Source organism: Noviherbaspirillum sp., from assembly GCF_035944575.1.
Classification (GTDB): Bacteria; Pseudomonadota; Gammaproteobacteria; order Burkholderiales; family Burkholderiaceae_D; genus Noviherbaspirillum.
In genome coordinates this window covers 1-21,641 of sequence record NZ_DASZBA010000068.1, presented here as the reverse complement: position 1 = coordinate 21,641, position 21,641 = coordinate 1, and the positions used below count along the sequence as shown (strand labels likewise).

At 60.8% G+C, this 21,641-nt stretch carries 18 protein-coding genes; 10 read left to right on the top strand and 8 right to left on the bottom strand.

From position 1 onward, the window contains the following. From VGU61_RS03835 to VGU61_RS03820, 4 genes are all read right to left on the bottom strand, one after another. Nucleotides 1-481, bottom strand: a 481-nt coding sequence (locus VGU61_RS03835) for a hypothetical protein (protein ID WP_326857776.1), incomplete at its 3' end; no start/stop codon positions are given. A 104-nt stretch (nt 482-585) separates the two neighbouring features. Further along, nucleotides 586-1,536: a glycosyltransferase family 4 protein gene (locus VGU61_RS03830; RefSeq protein WP_326857775.1), complete on the bottom strand. Its 951-nt coding sequence runs from the start codon at nt 1,534-1,536 to the stop codon at nt 586-588. Nucleotides 1,537-1,787: 251 nt separating this feature from the next. Further along, nucleotides 1,788-2,825, bottom strand: coding sequence for a glycosyltransferase family 2 protein (locus VGU61_RS03825; RefSeq protein ID WP_414691590.1), 1,038 nt, complete (start codon nt 2,823-2,825; stop codon nt 1,788-1,790). Between the two features lie 283 nt (nt 2,826-3,108). Next, nucleotides 3,109-4,911, bottom strand: a complete 1,803-nt coding sequence (locus VGU61_RS03820; protein ID WP_326857773.1) for an ABC transporter ATP-binding protein/permease — start codon at nt 4,909-4,911, stop codon at nt 3,109-3,111. Between the two features lie 402 nt (nt 4,912-5,313). Here VGU61_RS03820 and VGU61_RS03815 point away from each other — a divergent pair, with 402 nt between their 5' ends. From VGU61_RS03815 to VGU61_RS03780, 8 genes are all read left to right on the top strand, one after another. Continuing rightward, nucleotides 5,314-6,987 (top strand): Hsp20 family protein, encoded by a 1,674-nt coding sequence (locus VGU61_RS03815; protein ID WP_326857772.1) that lies wholly within the window; start codon nt 5,314-5,316, stop codon nt 6,985-6,987. Nucleotides 6,988-7,146: 159 nt separating this feature from the next. Beyond that, on the top strand, nt 7,147-8,442 hold the full coding sequence (locus VGU61_RS03810; protein ID WP_326857771.1) for a cation:proton antiporter: 1,296 nt from the start codon (nt 7,147-7,149) through the stop codon (nt 8,440-8,442). A 116-nt stretch (nt 8,443-8,558) separates the two neighbouring features. After that, complete coding sequence (locus VGU61_RS03805; protein ID WP_326857770.1) at nt 8,559-8,888, top strand: hypothetical protein; 330 nt, start codon at nt 8,559-8,561, stop codon at nt 8,886-8,888. A 133-nt stretch (nt 8,889-9,021) separates the two neighbouring features. Next, nucleotides 9,022-10,737, top strand: a complete 1,716-nt coding sequence (locus VGU61_RS03800; protein WP_326857769.1) for a carbamoyltransferase family protein — start codon at nt 9,022-9,024, stop codon at nt 10,735-10,737. Next, entirely contained in the window at nt 10,734-11,900 is a 1,167-nt protein-coding gene (locus tag VGU61_RS03795; protein ID WP_326857768.1) for a glycosyltransferase family 9 protein, read from the top strand. Before VGU61_RS03800 ends, VGU61_RS03795 begins: the two co-directional genes overlap by 4 nt. 314 nt (nt 11,901-12,214) lie before the next feature. Further along, on the top strand, nt 12,215-13,273 hold the full coding sequence (locus VGU61_RS03790; protein WP_326857767.1) for a UDP-glucuronic acid decarboxylase family protein: 1,059 nt from the start codon (nt 12,215-12,217) through the stop codon (nt 13,271-13,273). Between the two features lie 11 nt (nt 13,274-13,284). Beyond that, nucleotides 13,285-13,497, top strand: coding sequence for a hypothetical protein (locus VGU61_RS03785; protein WP_326857766.1), 213 nt, complete (start codon nt 13,285-13,287; stop codon nt 13,495-13,497). A gap of 330 nt (nt 13,498-13,827) precedes the next feature. Then, complete coding sequence (locus VGU61_RS03780; protein ID WP_326857765.1) at nt 13,828-14,514, top strand: alpha/beta hydrolase; 687 nt, start codon at nt 13,828-13,830, stop codon at nt 14,512-14,514. A gap of 61 nt (nt 14,515-14,575) precedes the next feature. On the opposite strand, the gene VGU61_RS03775 is transcribed toward VGU61_RS03780, so the two are convergent. Both VGU61_RS03775 and VGU61_RS03770 read right to left on the bottom strand, forming a co-directional pair. Further along, the gene (locus VGU61_RS03775) at nt 14,576-16,045 is read right to left on the bottom strand and encodes an aminotransferase class V-fold PLP-dependent enzyme (protein WP_326857764.1); all 1,470 of its coding nucleotides are present in this window, start codon (nt 16,043-16,045) and stop codon (nt 14,576-14,578) included. A gap of 31 nt (nt 16,046-16,076) precedes the next feature. Continuing rightward, entirely contained in the window at nt 16,077-16,541 is a 465-nt protein-coding gene (locus tag VGU61_RS03770) for a Rid family detoxifying hydrolase (RefSeq protein ID WP_326857763.1), read from the bottom strand. A 565-nt stretch (nt 16,542-17,106) separates the two neighbouring features. On the opposite strand from VGU61_RS03770, the gene VGU61_RS03765 reads away from it, so the two are divergent. Continuing rightward, nucleotides 17,107-17,544 (top strand): hypothetical protein, encoded by a 438-nt coding sequence (locus tag VGU61_RS03765; RefSeq protein ID WP_326857762.1) that lies wholly within the window; start codon nt 17,107-17,109, stop codon nt 17,542-17,544. A gap of 12 nt (nt 17,545-17,556) precedes the next feature. Here VGU61_RS03765 and VGU61_RS03760 read toward each other — a convergent pair whose 3' ends face one another. Both VGU61_RS03760 and VGU61_RS03755 read right to left on the bottom strand, forming a co-directional pair. Further along, entirely contained in the window at nt 17,557-17,937 is a 381-nt protein-coding gene (locus tag VGU61_RS03760) for a DUF2784 domain-containing protein (RefSeq protein ID WP_326857761.1), read from the bottom strand. Between the two features lie 99 nt (nt 17,938-18,036). Continuing rightward, nucleotides 18,037-18,777, bottom strand: coding sequence for a class I SAM-dependent methyltransferase (locus tag VGU61_RS03755; RefSeq protein ID WP_326857760.1), 741 nt, complete (start codon nt 18,775-18,777; stop codon nt 18,037-18,039). A 273-nt stretch (nt 18,778-19,050) separates the two neighbouring features. On the opposite strand from VGU61_RS03755, the gene VGU61_RS03750 reads away from it, so the two are divergent. Then, a partial coding sequence (locus VGU61_RS03750; protein WP_326857759.1) for a PAS domain-containing protein occupies nt 19,051-21,641 on the top strand: 2,591 nt, incomplete at its 3' end.

Below are 21,641 nucleotides of genomic sequence, written 5' to 3'. Positions count from 1 at the left end.
ACAGCCCCTTCTTGCGTGCCTCGGCCGCGCCGGCCTTGGCGATGGCGCGCACGCACATGGCAACGGTGCCGGCAAATGCCTCGTCATACCAGGGATTGGCGCCGCTGACGCCGACCACGATACCGTCCACCACCGCGCTGCCCCAAAGTACGGTATCGCCTGCTGCCAGCAGATGCGGCTGCAGTTCCTGCACGAGGTGGCTGTCGAGGCCGGTGCGCCAGGCTACTTTCGCCTTGGCCCGCGCAAATCCCGCATAATCGGCATCCCATTTTTCCCGGTCGCCGACCGCATGTTCGTACAGGATTGCTTCCTCGAATGAACAGACTGACGGCGTGCGCAGCGGATCCATGACGACAATGTAAAGGAAGCCGCTTTCGCCGACTTCCTTATGCTTCATGGCCTCATGAATCAGCGGCAGGCTCATCTGCACTGCCTTTTCCGCAGCGGCGCGGTCGATCAGGAAACTTCCGGATGGTTTCATATTGATTACGCTGGTAAGAGATGGGTTGAAAAAGGGTTGATAGTGTGGCTTGTTCATGCGGCGAATGGATTGCGACGCCACAAGGAATGCGGCGTCGGCGTGTCTTATTGCGTCACCAGGCGGAAGGCGGCATCCCAATCGTCGGCGAAGCGCCGGATGCCGAAACGTTCCAGCGCATACCGCCGTCCGTTGTCGCCCAGCGCGCGCGCTTCCCGCGGATCGGCCAGCAGCCGGTGCATGTGCTCGATCAGCTTGTCGATATCGGTATCCGCATAGCCAGATACGCCATTGTCGATGACGGTTGCCATCTCGGTGGTTGCCAGCGCCACGACCGGCAACCCGACCATCATGGCTTCGATCACGGCGAGGCCGAGGCTGGTATAACGGATCGGATTGAAGAAGAAGCGGTATTGCGCCATGAATGCCGGTAACTGCGCATGCAGCACTTCGCCGACGCCGCCGGGCATTTCATCGGCGCCCATGCCGGCCAGTTCCAGCGGTACCTTTTCATGCACCCGTCGATACACATCTCCGCCGAGACGGCGGCCACGGCGCGCAAGGTGATTCACCACCGCCAGTCCGCGGGGGCGGCCGCCGTCATAGCGGGCATCGTCCGGCACGACGACCCCGTGTTCGATGATGCGTGTCGGCGTGCGGCGGTTATCCCACATCAGCGCGTTGAACGGCGTGACATGCACCAGCAATATCGACGGATCATCGACAGGATGCGGCATGTCGGTCGGGTGTTCGCGCGGCGTGTCGTGTTCGAGATAGATCTTCGGCAGACGGCGCTGATCTTCAGTCAGGTAGATGTGCTGGTCCTTCAGGTATTGGTCGTCGTCCTGAAAGAGGATGCAATCGAATTGTTCGTCCTTGACCCGGTCGACTGGCATGTCGATGACATTGTCGCCCCAGGGGATATGGCCGTGGCGGCCGCCGTAACCGGGAGGACGGTCGGGTTTGGAAAGGACGTAGAAATCGTGAGGAGATTGGGTGAGGTAGTAGAGGTAGCTTCCGTGAGTATGCCAGGTGAGGATTTTTAGTTTTTTGGGCATGGCTGATTATTTTTTTCGACGAAGTATTTTGATGATGCAATGCTGCTTTTCCTTCGCGTAGGCTAGCTGGCAATGGCTTCGGCGGAGCACCTGCAAGGGGAAATCCAGAGCGACGGAACGTCTCCGGTAATGCAACGCTTTCTTCGAAGATACTAGCCGGGACTGGCCCCGGCGTAGGGGTGGGGCAGTCCGCGCAGGGGTACTGAGGCCGATCGACGACATAACCGTGTCAATACCCTTTCGAAGTCAATTCAAATAAACCCCACCCGGAACTTGAACGCCCCGACAGCGCGCCAGTACACCGCCAGCGGCGGAATAAGTACCGACGTGATGATCATCTCCACCACATGCGAAAACGATCTGGAGGTGTTTTTCAACCGCTGATAGCAGAAGTGTCCTGTCATGATCAGCCATATCGCGCCGGCGATCATGGCGACGTTGGTCGCGCCTGTTGCAATGCCGGCGATGACGGCGATGATGCTGGCGACGATGAGGTAGAAGTCCCAGCGGGGCGTTGCCCGTATTTTTTCGCGGTAGCGGCCAGGATGCTTCTTGAACAGCAGGGCGTCGAACTGGATTTTTTTCACTTGCGAGAGACTGACGCCCCAGCCGGCCGGGCGGATCGGGTGGGTGATGACCGCTTTGGGTTCGTGCACGATATGCGCCTGGAAATCCAGCAGGCGGAAATACAGGTCCGAATCTTCACGCCATGCGAAACGGAAACGCTCGTCGAAGCCGTCGATGTTCTCCAGCATCTTGCGGCGGCAGAAGCAGTTGGCGGTGACGAACTCGGCGGTTTCCAGGTTCTTGGCGTCCTTTTCGTAGTCGGTCGGCGTGCCGGACAAGGGCATGACAATACGGCCCCATACCGCCTGCACGTCGCCGCGAAAGGCGCGCAATCCGTTTTCCAGCCAATCGGGCGAGGCGATGGTGTCGTCATCGGTAAAGGCGATGATGTCGCCGCGTGCGGCACGCCATCCCCGATTGCGGGCCGCTGCAGGACCATGCGGGCCGGGCGACGCGATGTAGATGACCTCGGGGCCGCTGTCGGCCGCGTGCTGCGCCCAGCGCTCGACGACTGCTCGGTTGGCGTCGCTCGGTCTGTCGTCGACCACAATGATTTCAAAGCGGTCGGGGTCAAACTTTTGCAGCACCAGGCTGGCGACGCACCGATTCAGCAGTTCGGGGCGTCCGCAGGTCGGCACCACGACAGACACCATGAGTTCGACGGGCGTCGGCGCACCGCCGTGATCACGGAAGACGCGGTTTCCCGCCGCGCGGGCATGCATGCGCAGACCGGCTTCGGCGGTGCCGGCATGCAAGCTTTCACCTTCGTTGTACACGACGAGGCGTTTACGGTTCCTTGTGAATGCAAGTACTTTCGACATGGTTGTTGTCCTGCAGATTCTTATTGATGCGCGTCACGGACTCGACAGGCATAACAGCTGCCGTGTCATCCGCGGATAGACTTTAAATCCGATGCAAGTCCCGTTCCACATTCTCAGGTGAATCTTTTTTGTGGCAACTTCAGGTGTATCGTACCGCCCCGATGACATCGTCCGGAGAGGGCAATCAATGCACGACCTGAAGATTCTTCTCCGCATCCTCCACTTCCGCGCTGCGTTCCTGCAATTGCCACAGGCGCGCGTACATTCCGCCTTGTGCCAGCAGGCGCATGTGCGTGCCCCGCTCGACGATGCGGCCGCGTTCCATGACGAGGATTTCGTCCGCATCTACCACCGTGGACAGGCGGTGCGCAATCACAAGGGTGGTACGGTTCTCGGAAAGCCGGTTCAATTCCGACAAGATCGCCCGCTCGGACTGGGTATCAAGTGCGGAGGTGGCTTCATCGAAAATCAGCAACGGGGGATTTTTCAGGATGGCGCGGGCAAGCGCGATACGCTGTTTTTCGCCGCCCGACAACATCACGCCGCGTTCGCCGACCGGCGTGTCGTACTGTTGCGGCAGCGAATCGATCAGCTCGTGGATATGGGCGGCGCGTGCCGCGGCGACGATCTGCTCATGGGTGGCGCCGCTGCGGCCATAGGCGATGTTGTAGGCGATCGTGTCGTTGAACAGAAGGGTTTCCTGGGGCACCACGCCAATCGCTTCCCGCAGGCTGCGGGTGGTGACGCCACGGATATCCTGGTGGTCGATATCGATATGGCCATCGCTGACGTCGTACAGGCGCAGCAGCAGCCGCGCCAGCGTGGATTTGCCCGATCCGCTGCCGCCCACCACCGCCACCGTGCCGCCGGCGGGAATGCGGAAACTGACATTTTTCAGAATCGGACGCTCCGGCGTATAGCCGAAACTGACGTCGTTGAACACCACTTCGCCGCGGCTCACCCTCAGCGCCGGCATGTTGGCCGGCTCATCGATTTCCGGCCGTTGGCGCAGCAGCTGGAACAGTTTTTCCGCATTGACAAGTGCGTCCTTCGCCTCGCGGTATACGAAACCCAGCGCATTGAGCGGCAGACAAATCTGTATCACATAAGCATTCACCAGGATCAGGTCGCCGACCGTCATCGCGCCGGTCATCACGCTCTGGCCGGCCAGCAGCATGACGGAGGCAACGCCCATCGCGATGATGCCGCTCTGGCCGATGTGCAGGATGAACAGCGCTTTCTGATTGCCGACGACCGCTTCCGCCCAGTTGTCCATGATGTGCTGGAAGCGGCTCGATTCCAGTTTTTCATTGGTGAAATATTTCACCGTGTCATGGTTGATCAGGCTGTCGGCCATGATGCTCTTGGCATTCGAATCGAGCCGATTGACCCGTCGCTGGAAGATTGCCCGCCGCGCGGTGAAGACGAGCGTAAAGCCGCAGTAGATCATGAATGTGACAGCCAAGGCCGCGGTAAACCAGCCGCTGTAGCGGGCGCTGATGATGGCCGTCACCATTCCGATTTCCAGCAAGGTCGGCACGATGGTGAACAGGCCTACGCCGAGCAGGAAAGCAATGCCGCTGGTGCCACGGTCGATGTCGGGCAGCAGGCCGCCAAGGCGCCGGCTCGAATGAAAACGCGCGCCCAGCGCATGCAGGTGGGTAAACGTATTCAGCGCATAAGTCGCCACCGTGTATTGCGTCACCCGTGAAAAGGCGAGATCACGCAACTCGTTGAAGAGCGTGCTGGCAAATCGCAGCAATGCATAGCCGACCAGCAATACGATGGGCAGGGTGGTGAACTGCTCGGGACGCGACAACTCGTCGACAATGCGCTTGAGCGCAAGCGGCACCGATACCACGGCGAGTTTGGCCAGAATCAGGAAGGCGAGAGCAAGCAATATGCGCCCGCGGAAACGGGATATCACCCGCCATAAATCACGCAATACGGAAGCGTTGTCCGGCGGGCTGCTTTCTGATGACGACATGAATGGGTTCACTCTTTCAAATGAATAGGGGCAATAAACGCCGGCGCTGTCCTGTACACACGCAACCTGTCAATGCAGTGGATGGGTCCTGCGCAGGCATCCATACGGCAACACGGCTGACGGTAAGAGTTACACGCGCCTGCAAAAATAGTCGCCCGCGAATCGGGCACAGCAGACGCCGATTGTCCGGAAATCCTGGCATTACCTCTTCCGGCAATGGTATGGAATTTGCAATTCGTCCTTGAATTCATATGCCGGTACCGTACCTGCAGGCGCTGAAAAATAACCGTGTGCTTGTAATGAAGTGTTGAGCAGAAACATCGGAACCGGATCAGAGATATAGGGAAGTACTGCCTCGTGCGCTTCACGCCGGGCAGTAGACAAGCAAACAGGAGATTCACCATGGCAAGAATTCAGCAGTCGATCGAAGTCGCCGTTCCGTTGCATACGGCTTATAACCAGTTGACGCAGTTCGAGGATTACCCCCGTTTCATGCAGGATGTGGAACAGGTGCGCCAGCTCGATGACACGCATTTGCACTGGCATGCCCGTATGGGCGGCCAGGACCTCGAATGGGATGCGGAAATCACCGAACAAGTTCCGGATAGCTGCATTGCCTGGCGTAATACCAGCGGCTCCCTGAATGCCGGACGCGTGGAGGTGCAGCCGGTCGACCAGCAGAAAACCCGTGTCATTCTGACTATGGAGATCGAGTCCGGCCAGACCATGCCGCAGTTGGGCGATCCCGAACCTGAACTGGGTTTGCGCGTCGAGCAGGATCTCGCACGCTTCAAGGAATTTATCGAAAGCCGCGGCGGGGAAACCGGGGAATGGCGCGGCGAAGTGCATGGAGGTGCCGTTACCAATGGTGATGACGCATCGGCTTCCCGCCAAGGCTCTTCCGGTCCGAATGGTTCGGCCGGACAGCCGGCGCAAACCTCGGACTATGTCGCGGGATCGGAAGGATGGGATGGCAACGAGGACCCGGGCATGCCGGTCGTGTCGTCGGCGCTGAATGTCGGTCCACGCGCAGAAGGTGAAGCGGAGCAGATCGCCGGCAGGCAGGGCGCGTCCGATGCGGAGGATGCCGAATACGCGGCAGCCGCGGCCGACTACGGCGTGCAACCATACGGCCTGCAGCAGGAGGCCAGCACGCAATCGGAAGCGCTGCTCTCGCAGTCTTCCGACGACAGCGACCGCAATTCGCCGTTCAGCGTTGCCGAGGAAGTCAGTCTCGATATGCAAACAGGGCAGGCCCGGCGGGTCGGCCACATGCCGGAGCCGGATGCCGGTATTACCGTCGTGACGGGGCAGGATCCGGCGTCCGCCATGGCGCAATCCATGACACCAGGTGCCAATCCGCAGGAACGATCGGGCAGCGGGCAGGGCAGCGGAAGCCAGTTCCAGCAATCCATCGACCAGGCGGTGCCGCTGGCGGATGAACCGCCGCCGCAGCAGGTCCGGCCCCAATCCGCCGAGCAGTTCGCGCAGGAATTCGGCAGGCAATCCGGCATCAACCCGGACTCGCGTACGTCCCAATCATCTGCGCGGCACCCCTCCGGCCAGGATAATGACCAGTCGTCCGACAGGCAGGCGGGCCAGCTTTCATGGTTTCCGAATCTGTTCCAGGCATGGGAGGAGCCGCTGGTCCGGATGCGCCGCATGCGTGAAGAGGTTGAGCAGGTATTCGATCGCTTCGCCGGCCGGCAGGGCGCCCGGCTGCGCCAGGGCGATGATGCACCCGTCAGCACGTGGACGCCGGCACTGGAGATTGCACAGGGCAAGGGGCAGGTCGTGGTGTCGGCCGAACTTCCCGGCGTCCGTCGCGAGGATGTGCAGGTGGAAATCCGCAATGACAAGCTGATCATCGAAGGCGACCGGCATCAGGAGGTGCAGCGCGAGCAGGGCGGCTTCCGCCGTACCGAGCGGTCCTATGGCCATTTCTACCGGGTGATTGCGCTGCCGGATGGCGCCGATGCCGAAGGGGCGTCCGCATCGATGCGGGATGGTGTGCTGCAGGTCACGGTGCCGCTGCAGCCGACCGGTCCGACCGGCAAGCGGCTGGACATCCGCTGAATAACGCCTGGCCGACCATCCGATGCACGTCTGTGGGCAAATGCATGTCGCGGGGCGGTCCCGACCGTCCCGCCCCTTGCTTCCTTATGCCGATTCCCTTGGGCGCCGTAACTTGATTCTCCAAAGTAGAAAAGCTGCCTGCGGGAAGCTTGTTCCCACATGACGAATGCACACTGGTTTCTCCTGATCGGCTGCCTGATGCTCGCGCGGGGCCTTGCCGCGACCACCATCATGCGGCTGCCGATCACGTCGGCAATCTTTTATCTGTCCGTCGGATTGATCCTTGGCCCGACGTTTCTCGGCATCTTCAATTTCGATCCGCTCCAGCAGTCTGCCGTGCTGGAAGTCGTGACTGAGATTGCGGTGCTCATCTCGCTGTTTTCCGCCGGCGTGAAGATGCCGGTTCCGGTGACGTTCAAGCGCTGGGGTCCGCCGATCCGGCTGGCATGGGTCTCGATGACGATCACTGTCGCCATGGTGGCGGCATTCGCGTATTTCGTACTGGAACTGCCGATCGGCGCCGGCATTCTGCTGGGCGCGGTACTGGCGCCCACCGATCCCGTGCTTGCCACCGATGTGCAGGTACGCCATGCCGGGGACAAGGACAATCTGCGCTTCCTGCTGACCTGCGAAGCGGGCATGAACGATGGCAGCGCTTTTCCGTTTGTCATGCTGGGACTCGGTCTGCTCGGCTTGCATGAGATCGGATCGCTCGGGTCGAAGTGGTTGCTTGTGGACGTGCTATGGGCAACGCTGGGCGCCATCCTGATCGGCGCGGGGGTCGGCGCCGGACTGGCCCGCATCGGCTGGAAACTGCGCGGCGGCAGTTCAAAGCATGAAGTGCTGGACGACCTGGTCGGACTCGGCCTGATCGCTGTCGTGTACGGGCTGTGCCTGTGGCTCAAGGCCTGGGGTTTCCTCGCGGTGTTCTTTGCCGGCGTCGCGCTGCGCCATACCGAACTCGTTCTCGCCGGCGCACCGCGTGACCGGCAGGGAATGCTGGAATCGGACACGACCAAATCCGCCGCCGCGGCGACCGATCCCGATCACCAGGTTCCGTTGACCGTCAGCGCCGAGGCACTGGTGTTCAAGGAGCACCTCGAGCGGCTATCGGAATTGATGCTGGTCCTGCTGCTGGGCGGCATGATCGTCCTTGGTTCCTGGAGCTGGAGGGCGGCAGGCATGGCGCTGTTCCTGTTCTTCGTGGCTCGCCCGGCAAGTGTCTGGATCGGCCTTGCGGGAACGAGTACCACCCGCCGCATGAAGTGGATCACGGGCTGGTTCGGAGTGCGGGGCATCGGCTCGGTGTACTACCTGATGTATGCCATACAGCACGGGCTTCCGGAAGATCTCGCGCGCGAGCTCACGCAGATCACCCTGACGGTGGTGATGCTGTCGATCTTCGTCCACGGCATCAGCGTGAAGCCGCTGATGGACCGGTTTTGGCGCTCATAGCACCCGGCATCATCCGGAGTGCCTTCAACGAGCTGCCTGCCTCCGGCAGGTACGGCTCCTGCAAGCGTTTTTGAATTCAATGTCAACACCATCATTCCAATCTGAAAGAGGACCACATGCTTGAAGACATGATCGGCTGGATAAGCGCAGCCATCCTGGTAATGACCATTTCACGCCAGGTGTACAGCCAATGGAGAAGCCGCAGCATCGCCGGCGTATCGAAGTGGCTTTTCATCGGACAGCTCACCGCATCCGCCGGCTTCACGCTGTACAGCTATCTCGTGGACAACTGGGTCTTCGTCTTCGCCAATTTCTTCATCTTCCTTACCGCGGTGGCAGGCCAGTTCGTCTATCTGCGCAACAAGCGCCTGATGAACGGTGCGGGAAAGGGGACGGAGACAGGCAATGCGACAGCGGCTTCCATGCCGGCAGGAAAACGGGCTTAACGAATTTGCATGGCTCTGTAGTTCTTACATCCAGGGAAGGGCGTATTCCGCGCGGTTTCCCATGCAGTGCCGCATTGCGGGATCGGGTACATCGCTTGCTTGAACGCCCGCATCTAAACGACAGGAGGTCCATGTGTATACCCTTGGCATCAACGCCGCTTACCACGATTGTTCCGCGACGCTGGTGCAGGACGGCGTCGTCATTGCCGCCGCCGAAGAGGAGCGATTCACGCGCGTCAAGCACGGCAAGCGGCCGGTGCCGTTCACCACATGGCAATTGCCCTTTCATGCGATCGACTACTGCCTCAAGGAAGCGGGTATCACGCTGGCCGAGGTCGATCATATCGGGTACTCCTATGATCCCTGGCTTCTGCTCGGCAAGCATAAGGGCAATGCCACCATCGAGCTTCCGCTCGAACCATCGGCGCAGAAAACCACCGAATGGCTGTCGCCATGGGATCCGCTGTTTCTGTCATCCATCGTTAACGCCCCGCGCCAGCTCGCCGCCGGTGCGCCGCATCACATCAAGGAACGATTCCGCGGCGTGCGCCATGACGGTCCTTTCAAATGGCATTTCGTCGAGCATCATCTGGCGCATGAGGCAAGCGCCTTTCTCGCTGCGCCCTATGAGGACTGCGCCGTACTGACCATGGACGGCCGCGGCGAGCTGGCCACGACGAGCTATGGCGTGTACGAAGACCGGCGCTACCGGCGTCTCAAGCAGGTCAACCTGCCGCACTCGCTCGGCTTGCTGTACGAATCCGTCACCAGCCATCTCGGTTTCCTGCATTCCTCCGATGAATACAAGGTGATGGCGCTGGCGTCCTTCGGCAAGCCGGAGCATGCGGACGCCCTGCGCAAGGTGGTGCAATACAAGGGCGAGGGAGAGTATGAAATCCATCCCGCCGACTGGACGCAGATCTTCGGGCCGGCACGTGCGCGCGGCAGCGAATTCACCCAGGCCCATATGAACGTTGCCTCATCGCTGCAGAAAGTGCTGGAGGAAACGGTGCTGGAGATGGTCGACTGGCTGCGCGGGGAAACCGGCGCGAAGAACCTGTGCATGGCGGGCGGCGTGGCCTTGAATTGCGTGCTCAATGCCCGCGTGCGCGACGAGTGCGGCTTCGACAGCGTCTGGGTGCAGCCGGCCGCCGGTGATTCCGGCACCTCCATGGGTGCGGCGCTCTGGGTCGACGCGCAGCAGCGCGGCATGTCCAAGCGCAGCTGGCGCATGGAGCATGCGTTCTACGGTCCGGCCTACGGCGACGACGAGATCGAGGCTTTCCTCAAGCAGGCCAAGCTGCGCTACCGGCGTGCCGGCAACCTCGCCGCCGAGGTGGCGGAGCTGCTGACACGGAACAAGGTCGTCGGCTGGTTCCAGGGGCGCATGGAATTCGGGCCGCGTGCGCTCGGCGCGCGCTCCATTCTCGCATCGCCGGTCGATCCCGACATGCAGGCAATCCTGAACAATATCAAGGACCGCGAGGATTTCCGGCCGGTCGCGCCGGTGGTGCTGGAAGAGGAAGCCGCCAACTGGTTCGTCAACGGTGGCGTGTCGCCCTACATGGTGTTCGTATACGACGTGCGTCCCGACAAGGCGGACAAGATTCCGGCGGTACGGCATGTCGACGGCACGGCCCGCATCCAGACCATCAACCGCGCGCAGAACGCCGCCTACTACGACCTGATCCAGGCCTTCGCCGAGCGTACCGGCGTGCCGGTGCTGATCAATACCTCCTTTAACACGCGGGGGGAGCCGGTGGTGTGTTCGCCGAGGGATGCGGTCGAGTCTTTCTGCAGCACGCCGCTGGATGTGCTGGCGATCGGCTCCTTCATCGTTGAAAAATGACGACGGCGCGCATCCTGCAGCAGTCCGGCATGCGGACCGCGCATTTCGAGGCGCCGCCGCGCATCGCCGTGTTCCGCGCCCTGCAGCTTGGCGACATGCTATGCGTGGTGCCGGCCTTGCGGGCGTTGCGCGCCGCAGCGCCGCGGTCGCGCATCACCCTGATCGGCATGCCGTGGGCATCGAGCTTTGTCGAACGCTTTCACATGTACATCGACGATCTGCTCGTGTTCCCTGGTTTCCCTGGATTTCCCGAACAGCCGGCAGACATCGCCGCGCTGCCGCGCTTCCTGCAGGAGGCGCAAGGCAGGCAGTTCGACCTGGCCATCCAGCTTCATGGCAGCGGCAACCTCAGCAATCCGATCACCGAGCTGCTCGGCGCCCGCCATGTCGCCGGTTATTACCAGATCGGTCAACGCTGCCCGGACCCGGCGCGCTTTCTGCCGTGGGATGAAAAGGAACATGAAGTGCTGCGCTTCATTCACCTGATGAGCTTCCTCGGTATCCGCTCGCAGGGTGCGGAACTGGAATTTCCGCTCTATGACGCCGATCATGCGTCCCTGCGTGCGAGCCATGACGATCTGCCGGATCCCGGCAGCTACGTCTGCGTGCATCCTGGCGCGCGTCTGCCATCGCGCCGCTGGTTGCCGCAGCGCTTCGCCGAAGTGGCCGACCGGCTGGCGGCGAGCGGCCTCCGGGTTGTGCTGACCGGATCGAACGACGAAAAGGAAGTGGTGCAGGCGGTCGCGGATGCGATGCACGCGCCGGCGATCAACCTGTGCGGCAGGACCAGCCTCGGCGGGCTGGCGGCACTCATCGGTCAGGCGCGCATGGTGGTCTGCAACGATACCGGCATCTCGCATATCGCGGCCGCGGTGGCAACGCCGAGCGTCATCGTCTGCTGCGGATCGGACCCGGTCCGCTGGGCGCCGCTGGATGCGCAACGCCACCGCGTGATCGGGGCGGCCGTTGCCTGCCGGCCTTGCATGCATGTGGTTTGTCCGATCGGGCACGATTGCGCGGTGGGGGTCAGTGTGGATGCAGTGACGGAGGTTGCGGCGAAGGTGTTGGCAATGCATTCGTTTTCGTCGACTCAGCGATTTAGCGCTTTCCCCCTTGCAGGAAATGAAGCCGGTATGTCGTATCGCACGCGTTGCGCCGGCTGAATCGGAGCCGCCTGCAAGCGGCGACGTGAAAGGTTGCAAGCGAACCGGCTCCTTCCCCCTCTCAGGGGGGAAGCAGGGATTTCGGACGGCATGCCGTCCGCCTGCGGAACGGATTGCGCTTACAAGCGCGATCCTCTTGGTTAGGATGGGGCGGCCCGCGCAGGGGTAGTGAGGTCGAGCCATCGTATGCAGCAGCTCAACCTTCACACCCCCTCCCTGGCCCTCCCCCTACGAGGGGGAGGGAACAAGTCAGCTAGAGGCAATAAGCAAATCATTTTTTCACGCGCACCAGAACATCACTCCCGGAGCCACCCATGAAAGAAACCCACAGCAAACGCATCCTCGTCACCGGCGGCGCCGGCTTTCTTGGTTCGCACCTCTGCGAACACCTGCTGGCGCAAGGACATGATGTGCTCTGCGTGGATAATTTTTACACGGGCAGCAAGCGCAATATTGCCCATCTGCTCCGCAATACCCGCTTCGAACTGCTGCGCCACGACGTAACCTTTCCGCTCTACGTGGAGGTCGACGAGATCTACAACCTTGCCTGTCCCGCGTCGCCGGTGCATTACCAGAACGACCCGGTGCAGACCACCAAGACCAGCGTGCATGGCGCGATCAACATGCTTGGTCTTGCCAAGCGGGTGAAGGCCCGTATCCTCCAGGCATCGACCAGCGAGGTCTACGGCGATCCGCAAGTGCATCCGCAGACCGAGGACTATTGGGGTCATGTCAACCCGATCGGTATCCGGTCCTGCTACGACGAAGGCAAGCGCTGCGCCGAAACACTGTTCATGGATTACCGCCGCCAGCACCGGCTGGAGGTAAAAATTGCGCGCATCTTCAATACTTACGGCCCGCGCATGCACCCGAACGACGGTCGCGTCGTATCGAACTTCATCATCCAGGCCCTGGCCGGCGAACCCCTCACGATCTATGGCGACGGTTCGCAGACGCGCTCGTTCTGCTATGTGGATGACATGATCGGCGCCTTCGACCGGCTGATGAACAGTCCGGCAGGCTTCTGCGGGCCGGTCAACCTCGGCAATCCGGTCGAACATACGATGCTGGAACTGGCCGAGCGCATCATTGCGCTTTCCGGATCGCAGTCCACCATCGTGTTCAAGCCCTTGCCGAGCGACGACCCGGTGCGCCGCCGGCCGGATATCACGCAGGCGCGCACCGTCCTGCAGTGGGAGCCGAAGGTCAGCCTGTCGGAGGGACTCGACCGCACCATCGCGTACTTTCGCCAACTGACCGAAGCGGCCGGACAGGGCGGGCAGGCATCGGACGATGCGGTGCCGGTGCAGGAACACAGTTTGCATGCACATAGTGCGGTCCATGGCGCCGCCATGGCACAACCAACCCGATGAGAGGTACGACCATGACTACAATCCATGCGCGGTTACAGCAAGGCTTTCGTGTCGCGACCACCGCAGCGGTATTCACCGTATTCGGCCTGCTGGCAGGCTGTACGAATGGCGATTCGCCGAATACGCCCAAGACGCCGAAGACCGGCATCGACATGGGTTACTACACCACTACCCATATGGACATTCCCGCACCGCCGGCGCGGACATCGCCAGGCATGATGTAAGGCAGAAGAAGGGCTTGAATGTGGCACAGCGTTTGCATCGGGACCGTCGACATCGAACCCTGACATACGCATGATGATCGCTGCACGATGCGCTTCCTGCATGAAACGGCATGGCCCGGTTGCCGGCTCCTGGCATGTTGACCGATCGGATCGGCGCCGCGGCGCTGCCTCGGCCATCATCGCTTTATTCTCGAAAAAGCGGCGCCTGCGTCGTATTAGGCAGTCCGGCGCACGTGTTCAAGGTATGCCCTCATGCCGGCATCCGGGCATGCGCACCGTCTTCCGCCAGGGGCCGTCCCGTCTTGCAGGGCGCCCCAACGGAGAAGGAAAATGACTTCGCCAGCGCACGGCGAGCACGTCAGCATACTTGCCGGTCCGGCTGAACTCGATGGCACGCTCTGGCTTCCCGACGACTATATCGGCGTCATCATGTTCGCCCCCGGCGACGGTTACCGGTTAAAGCCACAGAACGACTACGTCGCATGCATCCTGCGCAATGCCCGCCTGGGTATATTCTGGTTCGATCCGCTTACCGCATCGGAGGCGTCTTCCGGGGAAGCGCGCGGCGATCCGCTGCTGCAAAGCGCACGGCTCGGTGCGGGCTATGACTGGCTGCGGCGCAACATCGCCACACGGGACCTCCCCATCGGCTTGTACGGCGCCGACCACAGTGCGACCGCCGCGCTGCAGTTTGCCGCCGAATGCGATGGCATTGCCGCCATCGTGGCCCGTGGCGCGCATGCCGAACCCGCGTCACCCGCCTCGATGACACGCATCAATGCCCCGACACTGCTGATTGCCGGTGGACTCGACGATCCGGCGATTCGTGTCGGCCGGACCTTGTATGCGGCATTGCGTTGCCGCAAACGGCTTGAGATCGTTCCCGGTGCGACCTGCTCATTCGAGGAGCCCGGAAATCTTGACGTGGTGGCGCGGCTGGCGCGCGGCTGGTTCATGCGGCATACGCATTCGCGGACCCGCTTTTCGTCCGGGTTGTCGCTATGGGGGGGAATGTAAGGAAAAAATGGCGTACCTGCATCGGAGACATGCAGGTACGCGGCACATCATGCCAGAAACGTCAGGCCATCTTCTTCGACAGATCCCACATCGCATCGACCAGGCGGTCGATGTCGGAGGCGTTGTGCCACAGGTGCGTCGAGATCCGAATCACATAGTGGTCTCTCTCCGAACCGATGACCGGCACGTTGACATTGCGGATCACGAAGCCCTTCGGATAGTCGTTCAGCATCCGGGTCACAAAGGCGGTCGATTTGGCGGAGTCAAGCACGTCGGCCGGATTGTGGAACGGATTGAACGAGGTGAGCGCCGAGACCAGTCTCGGATCATCCTTGGGTGAATACAGTCTCGTAACGCCCCAGCGTTCCGTGATCCGCTCTTTCAGGTATGCCGACAGGGTCAGATCGTAGGTTTCGATTTTCTTGCGGCCGATTTCATCCCAGATGTCGCATGCCTTCACCAGCGCGTTGAACATTGGTGTATGCAGGCTGCCGCAGCTGGTGACCACGCTTCCGACGTCGAACGTGGACGTGGCGGTACGGACGCCCGTCTGCGCCGCAGTCGGGAAACTGCTGGTATGAATCGGGAACCACTTGGGCAATGGCAAGGGATTGGACGCACGGATCTTGTTGCGTATAACAAGGAAACCGGTCGAGCCCGGACCGCATTGCCACTTGTGTCCTGCGCCCGACATGAAGTCCATGCCGAGGTTGGCGTAGTTCAGAGCCATCATGCCGGGCAGGTGGGCGCCGTCTACGATACTGATCAGTTCATGTGACTTGGCAACATTCATCAGTTCGACGAGCGGCAGCATCGTACCGGTCTTGTAGGTCGGCGACGACCACATCATCGCGCGGACTCGCTTGCCGGCAGCCCTGAGCTGGGAGATGCGCTGCGTGAACAGGTCGACATAGGTCTCCGCGCTCTGATTGTTTCCGACCGGCATTGCGACGCGCGATACCTCGATCCCGTAGCGTGCAACCGCGATCGCCAGAGGCGTGTCGCCGCCCGGATGCTCATGGTTCGTGGTCACGACAACATCGCCGGCTTTCCAGTCGAGGCCGAGAATGGCGTGGCACATGCCGGATGACGTATTGGCGGAGAAGGCAAGTTCGTCCGGATCCACGCCGAATCCGGGTGCGACCCTGGTACGCTGGGTCAGCAGGTTGGTATATCCGCTGAGCGATTCCGCGGCCCTTGCACGGTTCTCCTCGTCAAACAAGTCAAGCGTCAATTTCGGCATGGAGCCTGCCGTACCGATATTCATGAATGTCTTGTTCGGGTTTAGTATGAACATGCGATTGACGCTTTCCCAGAAGCGCTCGTCCTGCACCAGCTGACTTCTCAGGCTGCCGGCGCCCGGTCCGCCGCTATTGGCGAACGCGCTCAGGGGACTGAGCGCCGCTGCGCCTGCGCCTGCGCCGAGGATGCGCAGAAAGTCCCGCCTGCTCGGCGTCCAGCGCTTTACTTCCTCGTCGGAGAAAGAAAGCTCCTTGTCTTGAAGATTGCCCTGTTCGAATGCCTTGTTCATGCTGCTGTCTCCTTAAGTGGAATTATGTATTTCAACGGCGACCGGCTACCACCGCGATTTCGATCTGCACATCCCGTGGAAGCCGTGCAACCTCGACCGTGGCGCGGGCCGGGGCGTTGGTCTTAAAGTATTCGCCGTAAATCTTGTTCATCACGGCGAAGTCGTTAAGATTCTTCATGTAGACCGTGCTCATCAATACATCCTCATAGGACAAGCCCTGAGAGCGCAGCTTCGCGCCGATGTAGTCGAGAACCAGTCTTGTCTGTTCTTCGATCGTCGTTCCCTGAACCGCATTGCCCGCCGTGTTCAACGGAATCACGCCGGAAAGAAAAACCAGCCCGCCATAGGAGGTCATCTGGGAGTAAGGCCCGATCGCCGGATAGATCTTGTCGGTCGACAGTACTTCCTTCGACATCTTCCCCGGCGTTGAGCAGCCGGTCAGTCCCATTACTGCAGCAGCGATGCATACACTCATCACAATATTTTTTTTGCTCATAAGAATGTCTCCATGTTTGGTATTGTTAAGAACACTGGTCTTAGGATGTTTTGGTATGAGGGGTTTCACTTCCGGAGGCCGTCATTGGCACGTCCTTCATTTCCTTGCCGTATCGGCACAAAACGAGGACTTCCACTGCGGCATGGCATGGTCGGTCAGGTCTCCTTCTTCGCAAGGTTTGGTCTTGTCTGTTATTAAACATAGGCCTTTAGAGTGGACATGGTTTGATTTAAGCCAACAACATGAGCTTCCACAACCTTGAAATGTCGGAGGTCATGCCTATGAAAAATGTTTTCGCCGATGCCATTCGGATATAAATATTGGGCTGATGAAAAAACAGGCACGTGAATTGCAAGGAGGGATATGTTTGCGCCGAAGGGAAACGCTGATGCAGTGGTGATTACGGCGGCTTCAGGGATGTGTCCGCTTCGCAAAGCGGTAAAGCGGTAACGCTTCGTCCCGTCCCCTCCTTGCTGATTTGTCCTTGCACCAAGGTCCGGATTGCCGTCGGCGTTTCCGATATGAGCTGTCGTCGACAGCGACGATGTACAGCCGAGGAGATGTCATGAAACTCAAGTTGCAGTTGGCGGCATTGATGCTGGCAACATTGGCCGGTTGTGGTGGTGGCTACGTGTCGGTCGGGGTGAGCAGCGGCTTCGATTATTACGACGATGAGCCTTTCCTGTTCTGGGGAGGCAACAGCAGCGGGGACCAGGTGGTGGACGTCAATAACGATCCGTTTGCCTTTTTTTCCGATTCGGGATGTCTTTACAACATCCGTACCGGACGCGAAAACATCGATTTCTGCCTTTCATCGAACCCGGGTGTCGCGGTGTATGGCGGGCTCCCGGTGCGGATCGCGAATGTGCGTTCCGCCGCCGGCACTTGCATCGCCGCTCTCGTTGATGAAGCGACGCGCAACTTCATCGATATCGAGCTCGATCCGCAAGGCAGGGAAGTCGTCTTCATTACGGCGCTTCGACCGGACCTGTGTTTTGTCTGAAATGCGGCGCGATTATGCGGACCGGCCTGGCGCGGCGCGCCTGCGCCAGATGAAGAGCACATAGACAGCGGCGTTCACCGCCACCAGTATCATTCCGATGAGGTAGCGCAACTCCACCGTCAGGTCATCGGGATACATCACCTTGAGCACGAAATGCTCGACGAACCCGGCCGCATAGCCGTCCTGGTCGCCGAGCACGCGCAAATAATTTTCCAGGGGAGTGAGCGGACAGATGAGATTGGCCCATTGCACGATTACCGCCCAGCACAGCGCCGCGAGATGGAGGGGCATCAGCCTCGGATAGCGTAACAGCAGGAGGCCGCCGAGCAGCGTGAACACGGCGAAGGCGAAGTGCGTGATCAGAACGATGTCTGCGAGGAATCGATACAGCATGGCAAGATAGACTGAAGATAACCAGCGGAAAAAACAGCAAGACAAGCGACAAGACAAGCGGCAGGACAAGCGGTCAGTGTACCAGCCCACCGCACGTGATCAGTCGCGGCGGAAAATCACCATGTGCTGCCAGGGCAGACTGTTGATGGTACGTTCCCACGACAGACCGTGGCGGCTTGCTTCCCCGCGTATCTGCGCCTCGCTCATCTTGTGCAGCGGCTTGATCGGCACAGCCGGGTCTTCCGCGCGATATTCGACAAACACGACGCGGCCACCCGGTTTCAGCGAACTGACGATGCTGTCAAGCACTTCGGCCGGGTATTCGAGTTCGTGATAGACATCGACCATCAACGCGAGATCGACCGATGCGGCGGGAAGCCGGGTGTCGGTGGCGCTTGCAAGAACAGGCACGACGTTGCCGGCCCCGCGTTTCTGCATTCTTTCCTTGATCATGCGGATCATTTCCGGCTGCACATCCACCGCATACACTTTTCCTCCATCGCCGACGCGCGATGATATCAGCCAGGTGTAGTAGCCGGTGCCGGCGCCGACATCGGCCACCGTCATTCCCGGCTTTAGCGCCAACCCCTCAAGCAGCAGGTCGGGACGTTCCTCCTTGACCCGGTCGGCCCGATCGAGCCAATCGGCACCTTGCCAACCCATGACCTGGGAGATTTCGCGCCCGAGGTAGGTCTTGCCGATGCCGTCGCGGCTTCGCGCGGTCTGGCCGTAGGGTGCCGCCGTCGCGTCGGACCCGGCAGCCGGCTGGCGTGCTGCGCCATATGGCAAAGCCGCAATCAGGCATGCGGCTAACAGAATTGCGGGATATCGGGTTTGCACTGCAATCTCCTGGATGATTTCCTTGCGGAATTTATTTGAAGGTATCCATGCGGAACGTTGCCCGGTCTGCGGCAAAAAAATGTGTCCGCTCGTTATAGACAATCCCGTTACCGGCAAGTGCTTCTATATACTGCGAGAATGTTTGGCCGATGGGATTCCGGGACTTTGCCGGGTTAGACAAAGGCCGGAAAACCGGGTGAGCCGGGGACGTTGTCCCGGCCATGCCCCGAGTGGAGAACGCATGTGCAATAAGAGCAATTTCGAACCGAAGCGATGTTTACCATGCTGATCAATATGCGACCGGCGATAGAGGATATCTTTACCGGCGACAGCGAGATGGCCGCCGCGATGCGTGCCCTCGACTGGAGCAGGACGCCGGTGGGTCCGGTGGATGGATGGCCACTCAGCCTGCGCACTGCGGTTCGCATCCTGCTGCAGTGCCGGTTGCCGATGTATATGGCATGGGGCCACGAGTTCACCCAGTTCTACAATGACGCCTACAGTTCGATTCTCGGCGACAAGCACCCGGGTGCGATCGGCCGCGCGGCGCCGGACACCTGGTCCGAGATATGGCCCACCATCGGTCCGATGTGGGAGCAGGTCTGGATGGGCGAATCGATCGGCTTCGACGATTTCAAGCTGACCATCGAACGCTTCGGCTATCCGGAGGATTGCTACTTCAATTTTTCCTACAGTCCGGTTCCGGACGATGATGGCAATGTGGCTGGTGTGCTGGTCACCTTCGCCGAAACGACGAAGCAGGTCGTCATCGAGCAGCGGCAGCGCTTCAGGCTGACACTGGCCGACAGGCTGCGCAACCTTTCCAATCCCATCGAGGTTACATCCGCCGCCAGCGAACTGCTGGGCACTTACCTGAATGTCGCGCGCGTCGGCTATGGCGAGATCGATGCGCGGGAAGAGACGGTGTCTGTCGACCGGGACTGGACAAACGGCCGGGTTCCCAGCCTCGCCGGGGAAACGCGGCCGCTCGACGGTTTTGGGCCGAATATCATCGCCCAACTGAAGGCCGGGCGTGTGCTGCGGCTCCAGGATATCGCGGCCGATCCACATTCCGCGCCCTATGCCGAGGGATACGCAAGCATCGGTACCCGTTCCCTGCTGGTCGTGCCGCTGATCAAGGCAGGCCGTTTCTCGGCGGTGTTCTATCTGCATGAACCCGCGCCGCGCAGATGGTCCGACGACGATGTATCGCTGGCGGAAGACGTCGCCGAACGCACCTGGGACGCGCTTGAACGGGTGCGCGCGGAACAGGCGCTGCGCGATAGCGAAGACCACTACCGCCATACGGTCGAGCTCAATCCGCATGTGCAATGGACGGCCCGGCAGGATGGGCGATTCGACCGGATTTCGCAGCGCTGGTCCGAGTGGACCGGCACTTCCGGTCTGGACGGTTCGTGGAACGATGCCATTCATCCCGACGATCGTGCGCGATCGATGAACGAATGGACCGCATCCGTCGCGACGGGCGGCGACTACGACATCGAACATCGCGTGCGCATGCGTGACGGCAGCTATCACTGGATGCTTACGCGCGCCTACCGCAGGACCGACGCTGACGGCGGCATCACCAAATGGTATGGCACGACGCAGGACATCAACGACACCAAGCTTGTCAATGAAGCACTCGCGAAGCGGGAGCAGGAGTTCCGGACTCTTGCGGAAGCCATGCCAAATCATGCATGGATGGCGGACCGGAGCGGCAAGATCTTCTGGTTCAACCGGCGGGTCTACGACTATACCGGCGCCGGACCGGGAGAACTGGATACCGATGACTGGATCAGGGTGGTGCATCCGGACGACGTCGGCGCCACGATCGCTGCCTGGTCGCAATCGATTGCGAAGGGCGTCAATTACGAAAACAAGTTCCGCCTGCAGGGCCGTGATGGCGAATACCGGTGGTACATCGCTCGTGCATTGCCGGTGCACGACGAACGCGGCGACGTAACCCGCTGGATCGGCACCAACACCGACGTCCATGAGCAGACGGTAGGGTCCGAGCGCCTGGCCCAAATCAACGTCAGCCTGGAAGAGGAAGTGGCAAGCCGAACCGCCGACCGCGACCGCATGTGGCGGCTGTCCACCGACATCATGCTCGTAGCCCGCTTCGATGCCAGCATCACCGCGGTCAACCCGGCCTGGTCGACGATCCTTGGCTGGAGCGATCGCGAACTGCTGGGCAAGCGGTTCCTGGATTTCGTTCACCCGGAAGACATGGCCAGCACGATGGCCGAAGCCGGAAAGCTGGCGCAAGGCATCCGGACAATGCGCTTCGAGAACCGCTACCGGCACAAGGACGGCTCCTGGCGCTGGCTGTCATGGATCGCGGTACCGGACTCGGAATACATCCATGCCGTGGCACGCGACGTCACCGCCGAGAAAAAACAGGCTGAAGCGCTGCTGCATGCGGAACAGGCATTGCGCCAGGCGCAGAAGATGGAAGCGGTTGGCCAGCTCACCGGCGGTATTGCGCATGATTTCAATAATCTGCTGGCCGGCATGATCGGCAACCTCGAAGTGATGCAGATGCGCATCCGCCAGGGAAGGACCGACGACCTCGACCGCTACATCACCGGCGCCACCGCCGCTGCCGACCGTGCCGCCGCGCTGACCCACCGCCTGCTCGCATTCTCCCGCCAGCAGACGTTGGACCCGAAGCCGACCTCCCTCAACAGCCTTGTCGCATCGATGGAGGACCTTATCAAGGGCACGGTAGGGCCATCCATCGAGACCGACATGGTGCTTGCGGAAGCACTGTGGGGCACGCTGTGCGACCAGAACCAGCTTGAGAATGCACTCCTCAATCTCGTCATCAATGCCCGCGATGCGATGCCCGATGGCGGGCG